The organism is Pseudomonas sp. A6 (genome assembly GCF_052367875.1).
Lineage (GTDB): Bacteria > Pseudomonadota > Gammaproteobacteria > Pseudomonadales > Pseudomonadaceae > Pseudomonas > Pseudomonas citronellolis.
In genome coordinates this window covers 6,663,499-6,679,379 of sequence record NZ_CP198970.1, presented here as the reverse complement: position 1 = coordinate 6,679,379, position 15,881 = coordinate 6,663,499, and the positions used below count along the sequence as shown (strand labels likewise).

The 15,881-nt window shown below is 68.3% G+C and carries 14 protein-coding genes; 13 read left to right on the top strand and 1 reads right to left on the bottom strand.

Annotated features, from left to right (window positions below):
* Window positions 1-6: 6 nt before the first annotated feature.
* The 12 genes from waaF (at window position 7) to ACTWJ5_RS29345 (ending at window position 13,321) form a co-directional block, all read left to right on the top strand.
* The gene (gene waaF / locus ACTWJ5_RS29400; protein WP_253409509.1) at window positions 7-1,041 is read left to right on the top strand and encodes a lipopolysaccharide heptosyltransferase II; all 1,035 of its coding nucleotides are present in this window, start codon (window positions 7-9) and stop codon (window positions 1,039-1,041) included.
* Window positions 1,038-2,105 carry a lipopolysaccharide heptosyltransferase I gene (waaC, locus tag ACTWJ5_RS29395; RefSeq protein WP_074983457.1) on the top strand — a complete coding sequence of 356 codons (1,068 nt, stop codon included), beginning with the start codon at window positions 1,038-1,040 and terminating at the stop codon, window positions 2,103-2,105. Before waaF ends, waaC begins: the two co-directional genes overlap by 4 nt.
* Window positions 2,102-3,223: a glycosyltransferase family 4 protein gene (locus ACTWJ5_RS29390; protein WP_249918566.1), complete on the top strand. Its 1,122-nt coding sequence runs from the start codon at window positions 2,102-2,104 to the stop codon at window positions 3,221-3,223. Before waaC ends, ACTWJ5_RS29390 begins: the two co-directional genes overlap by 4 nt.
* 112 nt (window positions 3,224-3,335) lie before the next feature.
* A complete protein-coding gene (gene rfaP / locus ACTWJ5_RS29385; RefSeq protein ID WP_043316963.1) occupies window positions 3,336-4,142 on the top strand; it encodes a lipopolysaccharide core heptose(I) kinase RfaP in 807 nt (268 codons plus the stop codon).
* Window positions 4,142-4,876 (top strand): lipopolysaccharide kinase InaA family protein, encoded by a 735-nt coding sequence (locus tag ACTWJ5_RS29380; protein ID WP_444437055.1) that lies wholly within the window; start codon window positions 4,142-4,144, stop codon window positions 4,874-4,876. Before rfaP ends, ACTWJ5_RS29380 begins: the two co-directional genes overlap by 1 nt.
* Window positions 4,873-5,628: a lipopolysaccharide kinase InaA family protein gene (locus ACTWJ5_RS29375; protein WP_074983450.1), complete on the top strand. Its 756-nt coding sequence runs from the start codon at window positions 4,873-4,875 to the stop codon at window positions 5,626-5,628. The genes ACTWJ5_RS29380 and ACTWJ5_RS29375 overlap by 4 nt, the downstream gene beginning before the upstream one ends.
* The gene (locus ACTWJ5_RS29370) at window positions 5,625-7,088 is read left to right on the top strand and encodes a lipopolysaccharide kinase InaA family protein (protein ID WP_074983448.1); all 1,464 of its coding nucleotides are present in this window, start codon (window positions 5,625-5,627) and stop codon (window positions 7,086-7,088) included. Before ACTWJ5_RS29375 ends, ACTWJ5_RS29370 begins: the two co-directional genes overlap by 4 nt.
* Window positions 7,089-7,309: 221 nt before the next feature.
* On the top strand, window positions 7,310-9,067 hold the full coding sequence (locus ACTWJ5_RS29365) for a carbamoyltransferase family protein (RefSeq protein ID WP_253391075.1): 1,758 nt from the start codon (window positions 7,310-7,312) through the stop codon (window positions 9,065-9,067).
* Entirely contained in the window at window positions 9,051-10,187 is a 1,137-nt protein-coding gene (locus ACTWJ5_RS29360) for a glycosyltransferase (RefSeq protein WP_074983444.1), read from the top strand. The genes ACTWJ5_RS29365 and ACTWJ5_RS29360 overlap by 17 nt, the downstream gene beginning before the upstream one ends.
* 25 nt (window positions 10,188-10,212) lie before the next feature.
* On the top strand, window positions 10,213-11,169 hold the full coding sequence (locus ACTWJ5_RS29355) for a glycosyltransferase family protein (RefSeq protein ID WP_444437054.1): 957 nt from the start codon (window positions 10,213-10,215) through the stop codon (window positions 11,167-11,169).
* 50 nt (window positions 11,170-11,219) lie between these two features.
* The gene (locus ACTWJ5_RS29350) at window positions 11,220-12,086 is read left to right on the top strand and encodes a glycosyltransferase family 2 protein (protein ID WP_083426822.1); all 867 of its coding nucleotides are present in this window, start codon (window positions 11,220-11,222) and stop codon (window positions 12,084-12,086) included.
* Window positions 12,087-12,142: 56 nt separating this feature from the next.
* Entirely contained in the window at window positions 12,143-13,321 is a 1,179-nt protein-coding gene (locus ACTWJ5_RS29345; protein ID WP_245322944.1) for an O-antigen ligase family protein, read from the top strand.
* Here the strand turns inward: ACTWJ5_RS29345 and ACTWJ5_RS29340 are convergent.
* A complete protein-coding gene (locus ACTWJ5_RS29340) occupies window positions 13,308-13,955 on the bottom strand; it encodes a lipopolysaccharide kinase InaA family protein (protein ID WP_261747471.1) in 648 nt (215 codons plus the stop codon). The genes ACTWJ5_RS29345 and ACTWJ5_RS29340 overlap by 14 nt on opposite strands.
* A gap of 99 nt (window positions 13,956-14,054) precedes the next feature.
* Between ACTWJ5_RS29340 and msbA the strand changes: the two genes are divergently transcribed.
* Window positions 14,055-15,875: a lipid A export permease/ATP-binding protein MsbA gene (gene msbA / locus ACTWJ5_RS29335; protein ID WP_074983437.1), complete on the top strand. Its 1,821-nt coding sequence runs from the start codon at window positions 14,055-14,057 to the stop codon at window positions 15,873-15,875.
* Window positions 15,876-15,881: the final 6 nt, after the last annotated feature.

The following is a 15,881-nucleotide window of genomic DNA, read 5'->3' as shown; positions in this document are numbered from 1 at the left end:
GCCCATATGAACATTCTGATCGTAGGTCCCTCCTGGGTCGGCGACATGGTGATGGCGCAGACGCTCTTCGAGTGCCTGAAGCGCGAACACCCCGACTGCCAGATCGACGTGCTGGCGCCCGACTGGAGCCGGCCGATCCTCGAACGCATGCCCGAAGTGCGCCAGGCCCTGAGCTTCCCGCTCGGCCACGGCGTGCTCGACATCGCCGCGCGCCGGCGCATCGGCAAGTCCCTGGCCGGCCAGTACGACCAGGCCATCCTCCTGCCCAACTCGCTCAAGTCCGCGCTGGTGCCGTTCTTCGCCGGCATCGCCAGGCGCACCGGCTGGAAGGGCGAGATGCGCTACGGCCTGCTCAACGACGTGCGCAAGCTCGACAAGGCGCGCTACCCGCTGATGATCGAGCGCTTCATGGCCCTGGCCTACCCGCCGGGCGCCGAGCTGCCCAAGCCCTACCCGCAGCCGCGCCTGGCCATCGACCCGGCCAGCCGCGACGCGGCCCTGGCCAAGTTCGGCCTGAGCCTGGACCGTCCGGTGCTGGCGCTGTGCCCCGGCGCCGAGTTCGGCGAGGCCAAGCGCTGGCCGGCGGAGTTCTATGCCAAGGTCGCCGAGGCGAAGATCCGCGCCGGCTGGCAGGTGTGGATATTCGGCTCGAAGAACGACCACCCCGGCGGCGAGGACATCCGCTCGCGGCTGATCCCCGGCCTGCGCGAGGAGTCGGTGAACCTCGCCGGCGGAACCGCCCTGGCCGAGGCCATCGACCTGATGTCCTGCGCCTCCGCCGTGGTCAGCAACGACTCCGGCCTGATGCACGTGGCCGCCGCGCTGAACCGCCCGCTGGTGGCGGTCTACGGCTCCACCTCGCCGCAGTTCACCCCGCCGCTGGCCGATGCCGTGGAAATCGTCCGCCTGGGCCTGGAATGCAGCCCCTGCTTCGACCGTGTGTGCCGCTTCGGCCACTACAACTGCCTGCGCGAGCTGCCGCCGTCGATGGTGCTGCAGGCGCTCGACCGCCTGGTCGCGGACCCGGTCGACGTCGAATGAGGGTGCTGCTGATCAAGACGTCGTCCCTGGGCGACGTCATCCATACCCTGCCGGCGCTCACCGACGCCGCCCGGGCCATCCCCGGCATCCAGTTCGACTGGGTGGTCGAGGAAGGCTTCGCCGAGATCCCTGCCTGGCACCCGGCGGTGGCCCAGGTCATCCCGGTGGCCATCCGGCGCTGGCGCAAGAACCTCTGGCAGACCCTGAAGAACGGCGAGTGGCGGCGTTTCAAGAAGCGCCTGCGCGAGGTCGACTACGACCTGGTGATCGACGCCCAGGGTCTGCTCAAGAGCGCCTGGCTGACGCGCTACGCGAAGAAGGTGCCGGTCGCCGGACTGGACAGGGAATCCGCGCGCGAGCCGGCGGCCAGCCGCTTCTACGACCGCGGCTACCCGGTCGCCTGGGGCCAGCATGCGGTGGAGCGCGTGCGCCAGCTGTTCGCCCAGGCGCTGGACTACCCGCTGCCGGCGGGCGTCGGCGACTACGGCCTGGACCGCGGCCTGCTGATCGACGGGAGCGCCGGCGAGCCCTACCTGGTGTTCCTGCACGGCACCACCTGGGTCACCAAGCACTGGCCCGAGGCCTACTGGCGCGAGCTGGCCGAACGCATGGGCGAGCGCGGCTGGTCGGTGCGCCTGCCCTGGGGCAACGACAACGAGCGCCAGCGCGCCGAGCGCATCGCCCAGGGCTTGGAAAACACCTCGGTGCTCCCCAGGTTATCCCTCGCAGGCATGGCCAAGGTCCTGGCCGGCGCTTCCGCCTGCGTGGCGGTGGACACCGGGCTCGGACACCTGGCTGCCGCCCTGGACGTGCCGACGCTGTCGCTGTTCGGCCCGACCAACCCCGGGCTGACCGGCGCCTACGGGCGTTCCCAGGTGCACCTGGCCAGCGACTGGCCCTGCGCACCCTGCCTGCAGAAGACCTGCACCTACCAGCCGACGGCCGAAGACAAGCGCCAGTTCGACCTGCGGCAAGAGCAGCCCCTGTGCTTCACGCGCCTGAACCCGCAGCGCGTGGCGCTGCAACTGGAGGCGCTGCTGCTGGCCCCGGAGACGCTTCGATGAAACTGGCTTTCGTCCTGTACAAGTACTTCCCGTTCGGCGGGTTGCAGCGCGATTTCATGCGCATCGCCCTGGAATGCCAGAAGCGCGGCCATTCCATCCGCGTCTACACGCCGATCTGGGAAGGCGAGGTGCCGCCCGGCTTCGACGTGCGCGTGGCGCCGGTCAAGGCGCTGTTCAACCACCGCCGCAACGAGAAATTCAGCGCCTGGCTGGCCGCCGACCTGGCGCGCGACCCGGTGGACCGGGTGATCGGCTTCAACAAGATGCCGGGCCTCGACGTCTACTACGCCGCCGACGGCTGCTTCGAAGACAAGGCGCAGACCCTGCGCAACCCCATCTACCGCCGCTGGGGCCGCTACAAGCACTTCGCCGACTACGAGCGGGCGGTGTTCGCCCCCGAGTCGAAGACCGAGGTGCTGATGATCTCCGAGGTGCAGCAGCCGCTGTTCATCAAGCACTACCGCACCCCGATCGAGCGCTTCCACCTGCTGCCCCCGGGCATCGCCCTGGACCGCCGCGCGCCGGCCAACGCCGCGGAAATCCGCGCCGACTTCCGCCGCGAATTCAAGCTGGCCGACGACGACCTGCTGCTGGTGCAGATCGGCTCGGGCTTCAAGACCAAGGGCCTGGACCGCAGCCTCAAGGCCCTGGCGGCGCTGCCGCGGGACCTGCGCAAGCGCACCCGGCTGATCGCCATCGGCCAGGACGACCCCAAGCCCTTCCTGCTACAGGTCAAGGCCCTGGGCCTGTCGGACCACGTGCAGATCCTCAAGGGCCGCAGCGACATCCCGCGCTTTTTGCTCGGCGCCGACCTGCTGATCCACCCGGCGTACAACGAGAACACCGGCACCGTGCTGCTGGAGGCGGTGGTCGCCGGGCTGCCGGTGCTGGTCACCGACGTCTGCGGCTACGCCCACTACATAGCCGAGGCCGATGCCGGCCGCGTGGTGCCGTCGCCCTTCGAGCAGGACGCTTTCAACCGCATGCTGGCGGAGATGCTCCGGGACGACGCGGCGCGCGCCGCCTGGTCGCGCAACGGCCTGGCCTTCGCCGACACGGCGGACCTGTACTCCATGCCGCAGCACGCCGCGGACGTGATCCTGCAGGAGCGCCCATGAACATCCCTCTCCCCGGCTTCCCCGGGCTCCCTGTAGGAGCGAGCTTGCTCGCGAACCTGTCCAGCGCAAAAGCGTTCGCGAGCAAGCTCGCTCCTACGAAAGGCGGGCGCCCATGAAGCTTGAGCTGCGCGAGCCGTTCAGGAGCCTATGGGCCGGCAAGGACCCCTTCGTCGAGGTCGAGCGCCTGCAGGGCAAGGTCTACCGCGAGCTGGAAGGCCGCCGCACCCTGCGCACCGAGGTCGACGGCCGCGGCTACTTCGTCAAGATCCACCGCGGCATCGGCTGGGGCGAAATCTTCAAGAACCTGCTCAGCGCCAAGCTCCCGGTGCTCGGCGCCGGCCAGGAACAGCGCGCCCTGGAGCGCCTGCACCAGGCGGGCGTGGCGACCATGACCGCGGTGGCCTACGGCGAGCGCGGCAGCGACCCGGCGCGCCAGCATTCCTTCATCGTCACCGAGGAGCTGGCGCCCACCATCGACCTCGAACAGCTGTCGCTGAACTGGCTGCGCGAGCCGCCGGCGCCGCGCTTCAAGCGCGCGCTGATCGACGAAGTGGCGAAGATGGTCGGCACCATGCACCGCGCCGGGGTGAACCATCGCGACTGCTACATCTGCCACTTCCTGCTGCACACCGATCGCCCGCCGACGCCCGACGACCTGCGCCTGTCGGTGATCGACCTGCACCGCGCCCAGACCCGCGCCGCCACGCCGCGGCGCTGGCGCGACAAGGACCTGGCCGCGCTGTACTTCTCGGCGCTGGACATCGGCCTGACGCAACGCGACAAGCTACGCTTCCTGCGCGGTTACTTCCGCAAGCCCCTGCGCGACATCCTCCGCGAGGAGGCCGCTCTGCTCGCCTGGATGGAGCGCAAGGCCGCCAAACTCTACGATCGCAAGCAGCGCTACGGAGACCTGCTCTGATGTCGGGCTGGACCCTGGAACCCGCCTACCGCCACCTGTCCGCCGACTTCGGCAGCCTGGACGCGGTATTCGCCCTGCAGGGCGAGCGCCTGACCAAGGACCCCAAGTCCGAAGTGATCCGCGTCGAGCGCGACGGCGTGCGCTACTACGTCAAGCGCTACAACAGCGCCGGCAAGGGTTACCACCGCTACCTGGCGCGGCCGCGGATCAAGGCCGAGTGGCAGAACCTCAAGCAGTTCGCCAAGTGGGGCATCCCCACCGCCGAGGTGGTGGCCTGGGGCCTGGAGCGCAAGCACGGCGCCTTCGTCCGCGGCGCCATGGTCACCCGCGAAGTGCCGGGCACCGAGGACCTGGCCGCGCTGGCCCGGCGCGACGACTCGCGCCTGCGCGACCGCGCCTGGGTCGACCACGTCAGCCGGCAACTGGCCGCTCATACCCGGCTGATGCATGACCACCACTTCACCCACAACGACCTGAAGTGGCGCAACATCCTGGTCGACGCCGCCGGCACCGTGTATTTCATCGACTGCCCGATCGGCAACTACTGGGTCAGTTTCATGCTGCGCCACCGCGTGACCAAGGACCTGGCGACCCTGGACAAGGTGGCCAAGTACCACCTTTCCGCCACCCAGCGCCTGCGCTTCTACCTGCAGTACCGCCGGCGCGAGCGGCTGAACGCCTCGGACAAGGTCCGCGTGCGGCGCATCGCCCATTTCTACGAGGGACGCGAGTGAACGACTTCATCGCCGACGACGACCGCGAGCGCCTGCACAGCCAGGGCCTGGCCGACTTCGACGCGCTCTGGACGCTGCCGCTGGAGGCGGTGGACGAGCCCAACACCGAGCGCGGCGGCATGAGCTGCGTGTTCCGCCTGGAGCTGGAAGGCGGCACCTACTACCTCAAGCGGCAGAGCAACCACCTCACGCGCAGCCTGCTGCGCCCGGGCGGCGAGCCGACCTTCGCCCGCGAGTTCCGCAACATCCAGCGCTACCAGCAACTGGGCATCCCGGCGTTGCAGGCGGCCTTCTTCGGCGAACGCCGCGAGGGCGGCGAGCGCCGCGCCATCCTGGTGACCCGCGCGCTGGACGGCTGGCGCGACCTGGACGCCTGGCTGAAGGACTGGTCCGGCCTGCCGGCGGAGCGCCGCCAGGCCATCCTGCACGCCTGCGGCATGCTCGCCCGGCGCCTGCACGAGGCCGGGCAGATGCACGGCTGCTTCTATCCCAAGCACATCTTCCTGCGGGAGGCCGAGGACGGCTTCCAGGCCTGCCTGATCGACCTGGAGAAGACCCGCCCGCTGTGGTTCGGCCTGCGCGACCGCGTCAAGGACCTGGAGCCGCTGCTGCGCCGCGCGCCTGACTGGAGCGAGGTGGACGTGCGCCAACTGCTCGCCGCCTACTTGGGTAGCGCGGCCAGCGGCGCCGAGGTGGACCACTGGTACAAGCGCCTGGGCGCGCGCCGGCGCAAGAAGGAGAAACGCGGGTGAGGCTGGGCGAGATGCGAAACGCCGGGCGCCAGCCGACGCTGCCGCTGCGACTGGAACTGGCCGATGGCGCCGGCCCCGCCGAACTGCGCCTGGACAGCCTGCTGCGCGTGTTGCCGGGCCGGCGCTACGTCGGCGCAGGCAACTGGCGCGGGCGCCAGGTGCTGGCCAAGCTGCTGGTCGGCGGCAAGGCCGCGCGGCACTTCCAGCGCGAGCTGGCCGGCGTGCGCCTGCTCGCCGAACAGGGCCTGACCACGCCGCTGCTGCTGGCCGACGGCCTGCGCGAAGGCGAGGGCGGTTGGCTGCTCTTCGAATTCCTCGACGACGCCCACAGCCTGGGCGACGCCTGGCGCGCGGTGGAAGCCGAGCCGGCGCTGTCCGACGCCCAGCAGGCGGTGCTCGGCGAGGCCCTGGCGGCCATCGCCGAACTGCACGCCAAGGGCCTCTGGCAGGAAGACCTGCACCTGGACAACCTGCTGCGCCACGACGGCCGCCTGTACCTGATCGACGGCGCCGGCATCCGCGCCGAAACGCCCGGCCAGCCGCTGTCGCGCAAGCACGTGCTGGAAAACCTCGGGGTGTTCTTCGCCCAGTTGCCGGCCAGCCTCGACCCCTTCCTCGAAGAGCTGCTGGTGCACTACCTGCTGGTCAACGGCGAGCATGCCCTGCCGCTGGAGGCCCTGCAGAAGGAAATCGCCCGGGTGCGCCGCTGGCGCGTGGCCGACCTGCTGAAGAAGATCGGCCGCGACTGCAGCCTGTTCAGCGTGCGCCGCGGCGCCTTCGGCCTGCGCGCGGTGCGCCGCGAAGAGGAAGCCGGCCTGACGCCGCTGCTGGCCGAGCCGGACGCTTTCATTGACCGGGGGCATGTCTACAAGACCGGCGGTGCCGCTACCGTGGCGAAAGTGGAGCTGGATGGCCGCCCACTGGTAGTTAAGCGTTACAACATCAAGAACCTGCTGCACTGGCTCAAGCGCTTCTGGCGCCCCAGCCGCGCCTGGGCCTCCTGGCGCGAGGGCAACCGCCTGGAAGCCCTCGGCATCGCCACCGCGAAACCCCTGGCGGTGCTAGAGCGGCGCTGGCTGTGGCTGCGCGGGCCGGCCTTCCTGATTACCGATTACCTGGCCGGGCAGGATATAATTGCCCGTTTCAAACCCCACCTGGACGATCCGGATGGGGCCGGCATGCCGCCGGAGGCCGAACTCAAGGCCCTGGACAGCCTGTTCGCGGCGCTGCGGCGCGAGCGCATCAGCCACGGCGACCTCAAGGGCCACAACCTGTTCTGGCAGGGGGAGGGCGATGCGGGGCGCTGGGCGCTGATCGACCTCGATGCCATGCACAAGCACCACGGCCAGGCGGGTTTCGAGCGCGCCTACGCCCGCGACCGCGCACGTTTCCTGCGCAACTGGCCGCAGGGCAGCGCGTTGCACCGGTTGCTGGATGAACGAATACCTAAAGGCGGCTGAAGGCTGGAGGCTGAAAGACAGGAGCCCGGAGGCGGGTAGGTTGTTTTTGGCTTCCAGTTTCAAACTTCCGGCTTCGAGCTGCTTCTAAGAGAATTTATCCCGGTTTCAAGCCCGAGGCTTGATGCTGGAAGACGAAAGCCCCCAGGGGCTATGACGAACATCGCTGTTGCTTCAAGCTTCCGGCTTCAAGCTTCCAGCTGCTTTCAAAGAGGCTCTTACCCGTGTCATTGACCATCCTCGGCCTGTCCGGCGCCGTAAGCCATGACCCTTCCGCCGCCCTGTACATCGACGGCAAGCTGGTCGCGGCGGTCGAAGAAGAGCGCTTCGTCCGCGACAAGCACGCGAAGAACCGCATGCCCTACGAGTCGGCCAAGTTCTGCCTGGAGCAGGCCGGCATCAAGCCCGCCGACGTCGACGTGGTGGCCATTCCCTTCGCCCCCATCAGCCTGTTCGGCAAGGCCCGCTGGCACTACGCCAAGCGCTACGCCTACGCCCCGGACCGCGCGCTGGACGCCATCCTGCTCGGCAACCGCCGCTACAAGCGCTACTACAAGCGCATCCAGTGGTGCCTGCAGCAACTGGGCTTCGACCTGAAGAAGGTCAAGATCCAGCCGGTGGAGCACCACCTGGCCCACGCCTCCAGCGCCTACCACTGCTCCGGCTTCAAGGAGAAGACCGCGATCCTCGGGATCGACGGCAAGGGCGAGTACGCCACCACCTTCTTCGGCTACGGCGAGAACGGCAAGATCCACAAGATCAAGGAGTTCTACGACCCGGACTCCCTCGGCGGCCTGTACGGCGCGATCACCGAGTACCTCGGCTTCGACATGCTCGACGGCGAGTTCAAGGTCATGGGCATGGCGCCCTACGGCGACGCCAGCAAGTACGATTTCTCGCGCCTGGCCAAGTTCGAGAACGGCGAGCTGATCATCAACACCGAGTACGCCAACGTCATCGGCTTCCGCCGCTACAAGGAAAAGGGCAAGGGCTACTACTTCTCGCCCAAGCTGATCGAGTGGCTGGGCCCGAAACGCGAAGGCGACATCGCCGACGACCCATACATCCACTACGCCGCCAGCATCCAGGCGCTGTTCGAGAAGCTGGCGCTGGAGATGATGGACTACTACCTGGGCGACATCCTCCGCGAAACCGGCAAGATCGCCTTCGCCGGCGGCTGCGCGCTGAACGTCAAGCTGAACCAGAAGATCATCTCGCGTCCGGAAGTGAAGGAGCTGTACGTGCAGCCCGCTTCCAGCGATGCCGGCACCGCGGTCGGCGCCGCCGCCTACGTTTCCTGGGAGCGCGGCGTGCCGGTGGAGAAGATGGAACACGTCTACCTCGGCCCGGAATACAGCAACGAAGACGTCATCGCCGCCTGCGCCCGCCACGCGTCCAAGCCGGCCTGGCGCAAGATCGACAACGTGCCCGAGCTGATCGGCAAGGTGCTGGCCGACGGCAACCCGGTGGCCTGGTTCCAGGGCCGCATGGAATTCGGTCCGCGCGCCCTCGGCGGCCGCTCCATCCTCGGCTGCCCGAGCGTGCCGGGCGTGGCCGACCGCATCAACGCGCAGATCAAGTTCCGCGAGCGCTGGCGGCCCTTCTGCCCGTCGATGCTGGATACCGTCGGCCCGCAGATGTTCAAGATCGACCACCCTGCGCCGTTCATGACTTTCACCTTCGAGGTCAACGAAGAGTGGAAGACCCGCGTGCCGGAAGTCGTCCACGAGGACGGCACCTCCCGCGCCCAGGTGCTCAAGCGCGAGTTCAACCCGCGCTACTACGACCTGATGAAGGAGCTGGAGAAACTCACCGGCAACGGCGTGGCGCTGAACACTTCGCTGAACCGCCGTGGCGAGCCGATGATCTGCTCGCCGACCGACGCGCTGAACATGTTCTACGGTTCGGACCTGCAATACCTGATCATGCAGGACATCCTGGTGGTCAAGGAAGGCGCGGCGGCCTATGACTCGCTCGGCTGAACCGCGGGTCCTGCAGTTCTGCCACGGCTATGACGGGCCCTTCCTGGATTGCGCCCGTCAGTACGCCAGCCTGTTCGCCGGCACCGGCTACCGGGTGACCACGGTGTTCCTCACCGGCGCGCCCGATGCCGAGGTGGCCGCCGGCTGCGCCAGCGACGAGGTGCTGTTCCTCGACTACAGCTCGAAGGACGTGCGCGGCCTCAAGCTGCGCGCCATCCGCGACCTGCGCGAGATCGCCCGCTCGCGGGACTTCCGCTTCTGCATCGCCCACCGCTTCAAGCCCACCTGGGTCGCCATGCTGGCCACGCGCCTGCCGGTGATCGGCGTGCACCACGGCTTCGGCGACTACCGCCGGCTCGGCCGCAAGCTGTTCGCCAAGCTGTTCGCCAAGCGCCTGAGCCTGCTGGCGGTGTCCAACGCCGTGCGCGACGAACTGCGCCAGTGCCTGCCGGCCTGGCCGGCGGAGCGCATCGAGACGCTGTACAACCGCGTCGACGTCGACGCCCTGCAGGCCGAGCAGGTGGAGCGCTACCCGGCGCGCCAGCACCTGCGCCTGGCGGACAACGCCTGGGTGGTCGGCAACGTCGGCCGCCTGCACCCGGACAAGGACCAGGCCACGCTGCTGCGCGGTTTCGCCGAGGCCCTGCCGCAGCTGCCGCCGAACGCGCTGCTGGCGATCCTCGGCAAGGGCCGCCTGGAGGAAGACCTCAAGGCGCTGGCCCGCGAGCTTGGCATCGCCGAGCGCGTGCTGTTCCTCGGCCAGGTGCCGGACGCGCGGCGCTACTTCAAGGCCTTCGACGTGTTCGCTCTGAGTTCCGACCACGAGCCCTTCGGCATGGTCCTGCTGGAGGCCATGGCCGCCGGCGTGCCGCTGATCTCCACCGCCGGCGGCGGCGCCGGCGAAATCGTCGAGGGCCTGGGCATCCTCTTCCCGCTGCGCGACGACGCGGCCCTGGCCCAGGGCCTGGGGCATCTGGCGGCGCTCGACCGGCAGCAGCGCGAGGCCTGCGCCCGGCTGATGGACGAGCGCCTGCACACGCGCTTCTCCGACGAGGCCGTGCGCCAGGAGTTCTGGAGCCTGCCGATGGTCCGTGCGCTGACGCGTGGCGTTTCCGAATGACGGCCGCGGCCGCCAAGGGTGAATCTTGAAAGTCCTGTTCCTGGTCCAGAAAGAACAACGCGCCATTCTCGACCGCCTCTACGACGGCATCGCCGAGCACTGCGACTGCGACCTGCGCTGGCTGAGCAGCGACGAGCAGGCCAACCTGCGCCGCTACTTCCGCGAGCAGGTCGACGTCTCGCGCTACGACCGCATCCTGTTCTTCCTGCGCTTCAAGAAGGAAATGCGCCAGGCTTCCTTCATCGCCAGCGTGCCGAACTTGGTGATCCTCGAGCACGACGCCTACCAGAACTACATCCCCTGCAAGTACACCGGCAAGTTCAGCGCCCACTACCGGCGCATGCCCTGGGCGCGGGTGATCAGCTCCGGCGCGGTGGTCGCCCGGCGCCTGCGCGAGGAGGGCTTCGACGCCGTCTTCGTGCCCAAGGGCTACGACCAGGACCTGCTCCACGACCTGGGCCGCGAGCGCGACATCGAACTGGCCTTCGTCGGCAGCACCGGCAGCGTCGCCTACAGCGGGCGCAAGGCGCTGCTGGACGAGCTGGGCAAGGTGGAGAACCTGCTGGTCACCAAGACCAACTCCGGCGAGGACTACCTGAACACGCTCAACCGCATCCGCTTCTTCGTCAGCGCGGACGTCGGCATGGGCGAGTACATGATCAAGAACTTCGAGGCCATGGCCTGCGGCTGCGTGCTTTTCGCCTACGACCAAGGCGAGGAGGAAAACCGCGCGCTGGGCCTGGCGGACATGCACAACGTGGTGTTCTACCGCGACATCCCCGAGCTGCGCCGCAAGCTGCAGGTGCTGCGCGAGGACCCCGCCCTGGCCGCGCGCATCGCCGCGCAGGGCCGCCAACTGGCCGAGGAAGGCTTCGGTTTCAGCCAGATCGGGGCGCGCATCGTCGAGGCGATGACGCCACCCTTGCGCCCACGTCCGCAACCGGGCAGGCTGGAGCGATTACGCCGGGCTCTGGGAATTTGAACATTCATGCGCCGAAGCTTTCGTGGCGGCCATCGGGGCCGGAGGTGGTCGTGCCCAGGCCGCTGATCTCCGTGCTGGTTCCCTGTTACAACCGCGAACGCTACATCGAGGAGGCCCTGCTGAGCATCCTCGAGCAGGATTATCCGAATTTCGAGCTGATCGTCGTCGACGACGGCTCCCAGGATGCCAGCGCCGAAAAGATCGAGGCCCTGCGCCAGCGCTACGGCTTCCAGTTCTACCGGCAAGCCAACCAGGGCGTCAGCGCCGCGCTGAACACGGCCCTGAGCCATGCCCGCGGCGAGTTCATCGCCACGCCCGATTCCGATGACGTCATGCTGCCGGGCCGCCTGTCGCTGCAGGCCGCCTACCTCGAGGCGCATCCCCAGGTGGGCTGCGTCGGGGCGCGGGTGGTCTACGTCGACTCCGAAGGGCGGCGGCTGAAGACCGAGGAGGGCAAGTCGCTGCGCAGCTACAGCTTCGCCGAGCTGCTGTCCCGCGCCCACGCCATCGGCGCCCCCGTGGCCATGTATCGACGCGAGGCGCTGGACCGTGCCGGGGGCTATGACCCGGCGATCCGCATCCAGGATTTCCAGATCACCCTGAAGATCGCCCACCTGGGCTATCGCACGGATGTGCTGCCGGACCTGGTGACGCTCTACCGCAGGCATGCGGGCAACATGTCCAAGACCGCCTACCAGTGCCAGCTCGACTACGACCTGATGGCCATCGCCCCCTACCGTGGCCATCCCTGCTACTCGCAGGGCCTGACCTGCGTGATCAACAAGGCGCTCAAGTACTCGGTGGTATCGGACAAGGCCTATGCCCTGCGGCTTCTTCTGCGGCTGCCGCCATGGCGCTGGAATCGCGTGACCTGGCGTCGCCTGCGTCACCTCATGTTCAAGTTCCACGAGGGATGAGTGCGTCCGGGATGAAGTCGATGTTGTTGCAAGCGTGGCAGACCTGGCGGCCCGCGATGAGTCAAGGCGGTGTACCAATCGCCCGCAGGGACCGGGTGGCCGAGGCGATGCTGGGGTTCGGCGTGTTCTGGACCATCGCCGGGGTGTTGCTGACGCCGACCATGAAGTTCTACTACACCATGGTGGCGCTGTTCGTGTACCTGCCGGCGCTCTGGCTGGTAATCGCCCGCCGCGCCGAACTGGGGCGGCTGATCGCCGAACGCAGGGAAATGTGGTTGTTCCTGGCGCTGTTCGCCTGGGCCAACCTCTCGCTGTTGTGGGCCGTCGGCGATTTCGACCGATTGTCGCGGGTCAAGCAGTCGAGCCTCTTCGTATTGTTGGTCTGTGGCTGGCTGCTCTGGGCCCGGGCCAGCGAGCCACGCCTGCGCGGCACCCTGGTGCTGCTCGGTGTCCTCAACAGCCTCTACAGCCTGGCCGCGCTGCTCTGGGCGCCGGCTTATGCGCCCGAGCGCCTGAACGGCTTCGGAGGCTTCCTCGACAACCCCAACGCGGCCGCCTACGCCACGGGCTTCCTGCTGGTGATGGCGTTGCCGCTGCGTCCGACGAGGCGCGGCTGGTGGCTGGCCTGGCTGCTGTTGCAGCTCCCCCCGCTGGTCTATGTCGCCCTGTGCGGCAGCCGCGGTGCGCTCCTGGCGCTGATGGCCACGGCAGTGTTCTGCCTGGTGTTGCTGCCGGGCTGGCGCAAGCGCCTGGCTGCCCTGTCGGCCCTGGCCGGCGGCATCGCGCTGTTCTGCCTGGAGCCGAGCCTGATGGCAAGGGGGGATTCGGAGCGGCTGGAGCTGTTGCGCAGCGCCTTGCCGATCCTGCGCGAGCATTTCTGGAACGGCGTGGGCTACGGCACCACCTACGAGGTCCAGGGCTGGGCCGGCGGCTACCATGGCAGCGCCCACAATTTCCTGCTGCACACCGCCCTGCAGTATGGGATTCCGGCGCTGCTCGTCTGGCTGGTGCTCTGGGCGATGCTGGGCCTGCGGGCCTGGCGCAGCCGCCATACGCAACTGGGCCTGGCGTTGCTGCTGCTGTGGGTCTATGCCAGCGTGGCCATGCAGTTCGACGTATTCAGCCTGTGGGAGCGCACCCGCGCCATGTGGCTGATGCCCTGGGCGGTGTTCCTGCTCGGCCTGAGCCTGAAGCGCCCGGCCGGGCAGGCCGGCGGCGAACTCAACCGGCGTTGAGGATGCCCCGCAGTTCGCGGGCGTCCCAGCGTACCGTGCCGTGGCGCAGGTAGCCCTCGCTCAGCTCGCCGCCCTCATCCGCCAGCAACCACTGCCGATCCTCCGCATAGCGCAGCATGTGCGCGAAGTTGCGCTTGCGCTGGGCGCGGCCGAGGGCGCGGCGCTGGGTCTTCATGTCGGCGATGTCGATCAGCCCCAATTCGCCCTGCGGGGTCTGCACCACGTTGCCCAGGTGCAGCGAACGGAAGTACACGCCGCGCTCGTGCAGCCGGGCGATCAGCTCGCCCAGGCGCTCGCGCAGGGCGCTGTCGGCCTGGCCGGCGGCGATCAACTGGCGCAGCGTCTGGCCCGGCAGCGGGCGGTAGTGCACCAGGTCGCGGGCGATGCCGGGCACGCGGTAGACGCCGATCACCTCGGGGCAGGGAATGCCCAGCCGCTGCAGCGCCCGGGCGTTGTCGGCGAAGCGCTGGGCGTAAGGGTAGAGCGCCGCCGAGGAGATCAGCCGCTTGCGCCGGAACAGCTTGACGAAGTTGCCGTCGGGCAGGCGCATGACCTTGTCGCCGTGCTTGTCGGCTTCCAGCACGGTGGCGCCGGCGCGAAGCGATTCGTAGGCGGATAGGTCGAGCTCTTGCATACCGGCTTCCTGGACGGGGGCCGGCTATAGTAGCCCAGGCGCCGGGCAAACGAGAGGCCTGTGTTATAATCGCCGGCCTTTTCAGCGTGCGATTCTTTCATGACCGGCAAAGACACCGCAGAGCCCTCGAGCCTGAAGATCTACTTCCGCCTGCTCACCTACGTGCGGCCCTATTGGGGCATGTTCGCCCTGAGCATCGTCGGCTTCCTGATCTTCGCCGCCACCCAGCCGATGCTGGCCGGCATCCTCAAGTATTTCGTCGACGGCCTGACGCACCCGGACGCCAAGCTGTTCCCCAACGCGCCCTGGCCCTGGCTGCGCGACCTCTCGCTGCTCTACGCGGTGCCGCTGCTGGTGGTGATGATCGCGGTGTGGCAGGGCATCGGCTCCTTCCTCGGCAACTACTACATCGCCCGCGTCTCCCTGGGCCTGGTGCACGACCTGCGGGTGGCGCTGTTCAACAACCTGCTGACGCTGCCCAACCGCTACTTCGACAGCCACAACTCCGGGCACCTGATCTCGCGCATCACCTTCAACGTGACCATGGTCACCGGCGCCGCCACCGACGCCATCAAGGTGGTGATCCGCGAAGGCATGACCGTGGTCTTCCTGTTCCTCTCGCTGCTGTACATGAACTGGAAGCTGACCCTGGTGATGGTCGCCATCCTGCCGGTCATCGCCGTGATGGTGACCAGCGCCAGCCGCAAGTTCCGCAAGCAGAGCAAGAAGATCCAGGTGGCCATGGGCGACGTGACCCACGTTTCCTCCGAGACCATCCAGGGCTACCGCGTGGTGCGCAGCTTCGGCGGCGAGGCCTACGAGCGCGAGCGCTTCCTGCAGGTGAGCCACGAGAACACCAGCAAGAACCTGCGCATGAACAAGACCTCGGCGATCTACACGCCGATGCTGCAACTGGTGATCTACAGCGCCATGGCGGTGCTGCTGTACCTGGTGCTGCTGCTGCGCGGCGACGCCACCGTCGGCGACCTGGTGGCCTACATCTCCATGGCCGGCCTGCTGCCCAAGCCGATCCGCCAGCTTTCCGAGGTCAGCTCCACCATCCAGAAGGGCGTGGCCGGCGCCGAGAGCATCTTCGAGCAGCTCGACGAGCAGCCCGAGGTGGACCATGGCAGCGTGGAGAAGGAGCGCGTGCAGGGCCGCCTGGAAGTGAAGAACCTCAGCTTCACCTACCCGGGCACCGACAAGCGCGTGCTCAATGACCTCAACTTCAGCGTCGAGCCGGGGCAGATGGTCGCCCTGGTCGGCCGCTCCGGCAGCGGCAAGTCGACCCTGGCCAACCTCATCCCGCGCTTCTACGACCACAGCGAGGGCAAGATCCTCCTCGATGGCGTGGACGTCGACGACTACCGCCTGCGCAACCTGCGCAAGCACATCTCGCTGGTCACCCAGCAGGTCAACCTGTTCAACGACAGCGTGCTCAACAACATCGCCTACGGCGACCTCGCCAGCAAGCCGCGCAGCGCGGTGGAGAAGGCCGCCGAGGATGCCTTCGCCCGCGAGTTCATCGACCGCCTGGCCGAAGGCTTCGACACCGAGGTGGGCGAGAACGGCGTGATGCTCTCCGGCGGCCAGCGCCAGCGCCTGGCCATCGCCCGCGCGCTGCTCAAGGACGCCCCGGTGCTGATCCTCGACGAGGCCACCTCGGCGCTGGACACCGAGTCCGAGCGGCACATCCAGGCCGCCCTGGAGAAGGTCATGGAGGGCCGCACCACCCTGGTGATCGCCCACCGCCTGAGCACCATCGAGCGCGCCGACCTGATCCTGGTGATGGACCAGGGCCACATCGTCGAGCGCGGCACCCACGACGAGCTGATCGCCCTCAACGGCTACTACGCGCGCCTGCACGCCAGGCAGTTCGCCGACGAGCCGGCCGAGGACGGCGTCGGCGAGTCGGTCTGAATGGCC

Bases quoted from the DNA above. Each gene is read 5' to 3' on its own strand.
- waaF (WP_253409509.1), top strand. From the start codon at position 7: ATGAACATTCTGATCGTAGGTCCCTCCTGGGTCGGCGACATGGTGATG.
- waaC (WP_074983457.1), top strand. From the start codon at position 1,038: ATGAGGGTGCTGCTGATCAAGACGTCGTCCCTGGGCGACGTCATCCAT.
- ACTWJ5_RS29390 (WP_249918566.1), top strand. From the start codon at position 2,102: ATGAAACTGGCTTTCGTCCTGTACAAGTACTTCCCGTTCGGCGGGTTG.
- rfaP (WP_043316963.1), top strand. From the start codon at position 3,336: ATGAAGCTTGAGCTGCGCGAGCCGTTCAGGAGCCTATGGGCCGGCAAG.
- ACTWJ5_RS29380 (WP_444437055.1), top strand. From the start codon at position 4,142: ATGTCGGGCTGGACCCTGGAACCCGCCTACCGCCACCTGTCCGCCGAC.
- ACTWJ5_RS29360 (WP_074983444.1), top strand. From the start codon at position 9,051: ATGACTCGCTCGGCTGAACCGCGGGTCCTGCAGTTCTGCCACGGCTAT.
- ACTWJ5_RS29345 (WP_245322944.1), top strand. From the start codon at position 12,143: ATGAGTCAAGGCGGTGTACCAATCGCCCGCAGGGACCGGGTGGCCGAG.
- ACTWJ5_RS29340 (WP_261747471.1), bottom strand. From the start codon at position 13,955: ATGCAAGAGCTCGACCTATCCGCCTACGAATCGCTTCGCGCCGGCGCC.
- msbA (WP_074983437.1), top strand. From the start codon at position 14,055: ATGACCGGCAAAGACACCGCAGAGCCCTCGAGCCTGAAGATCTACTTC.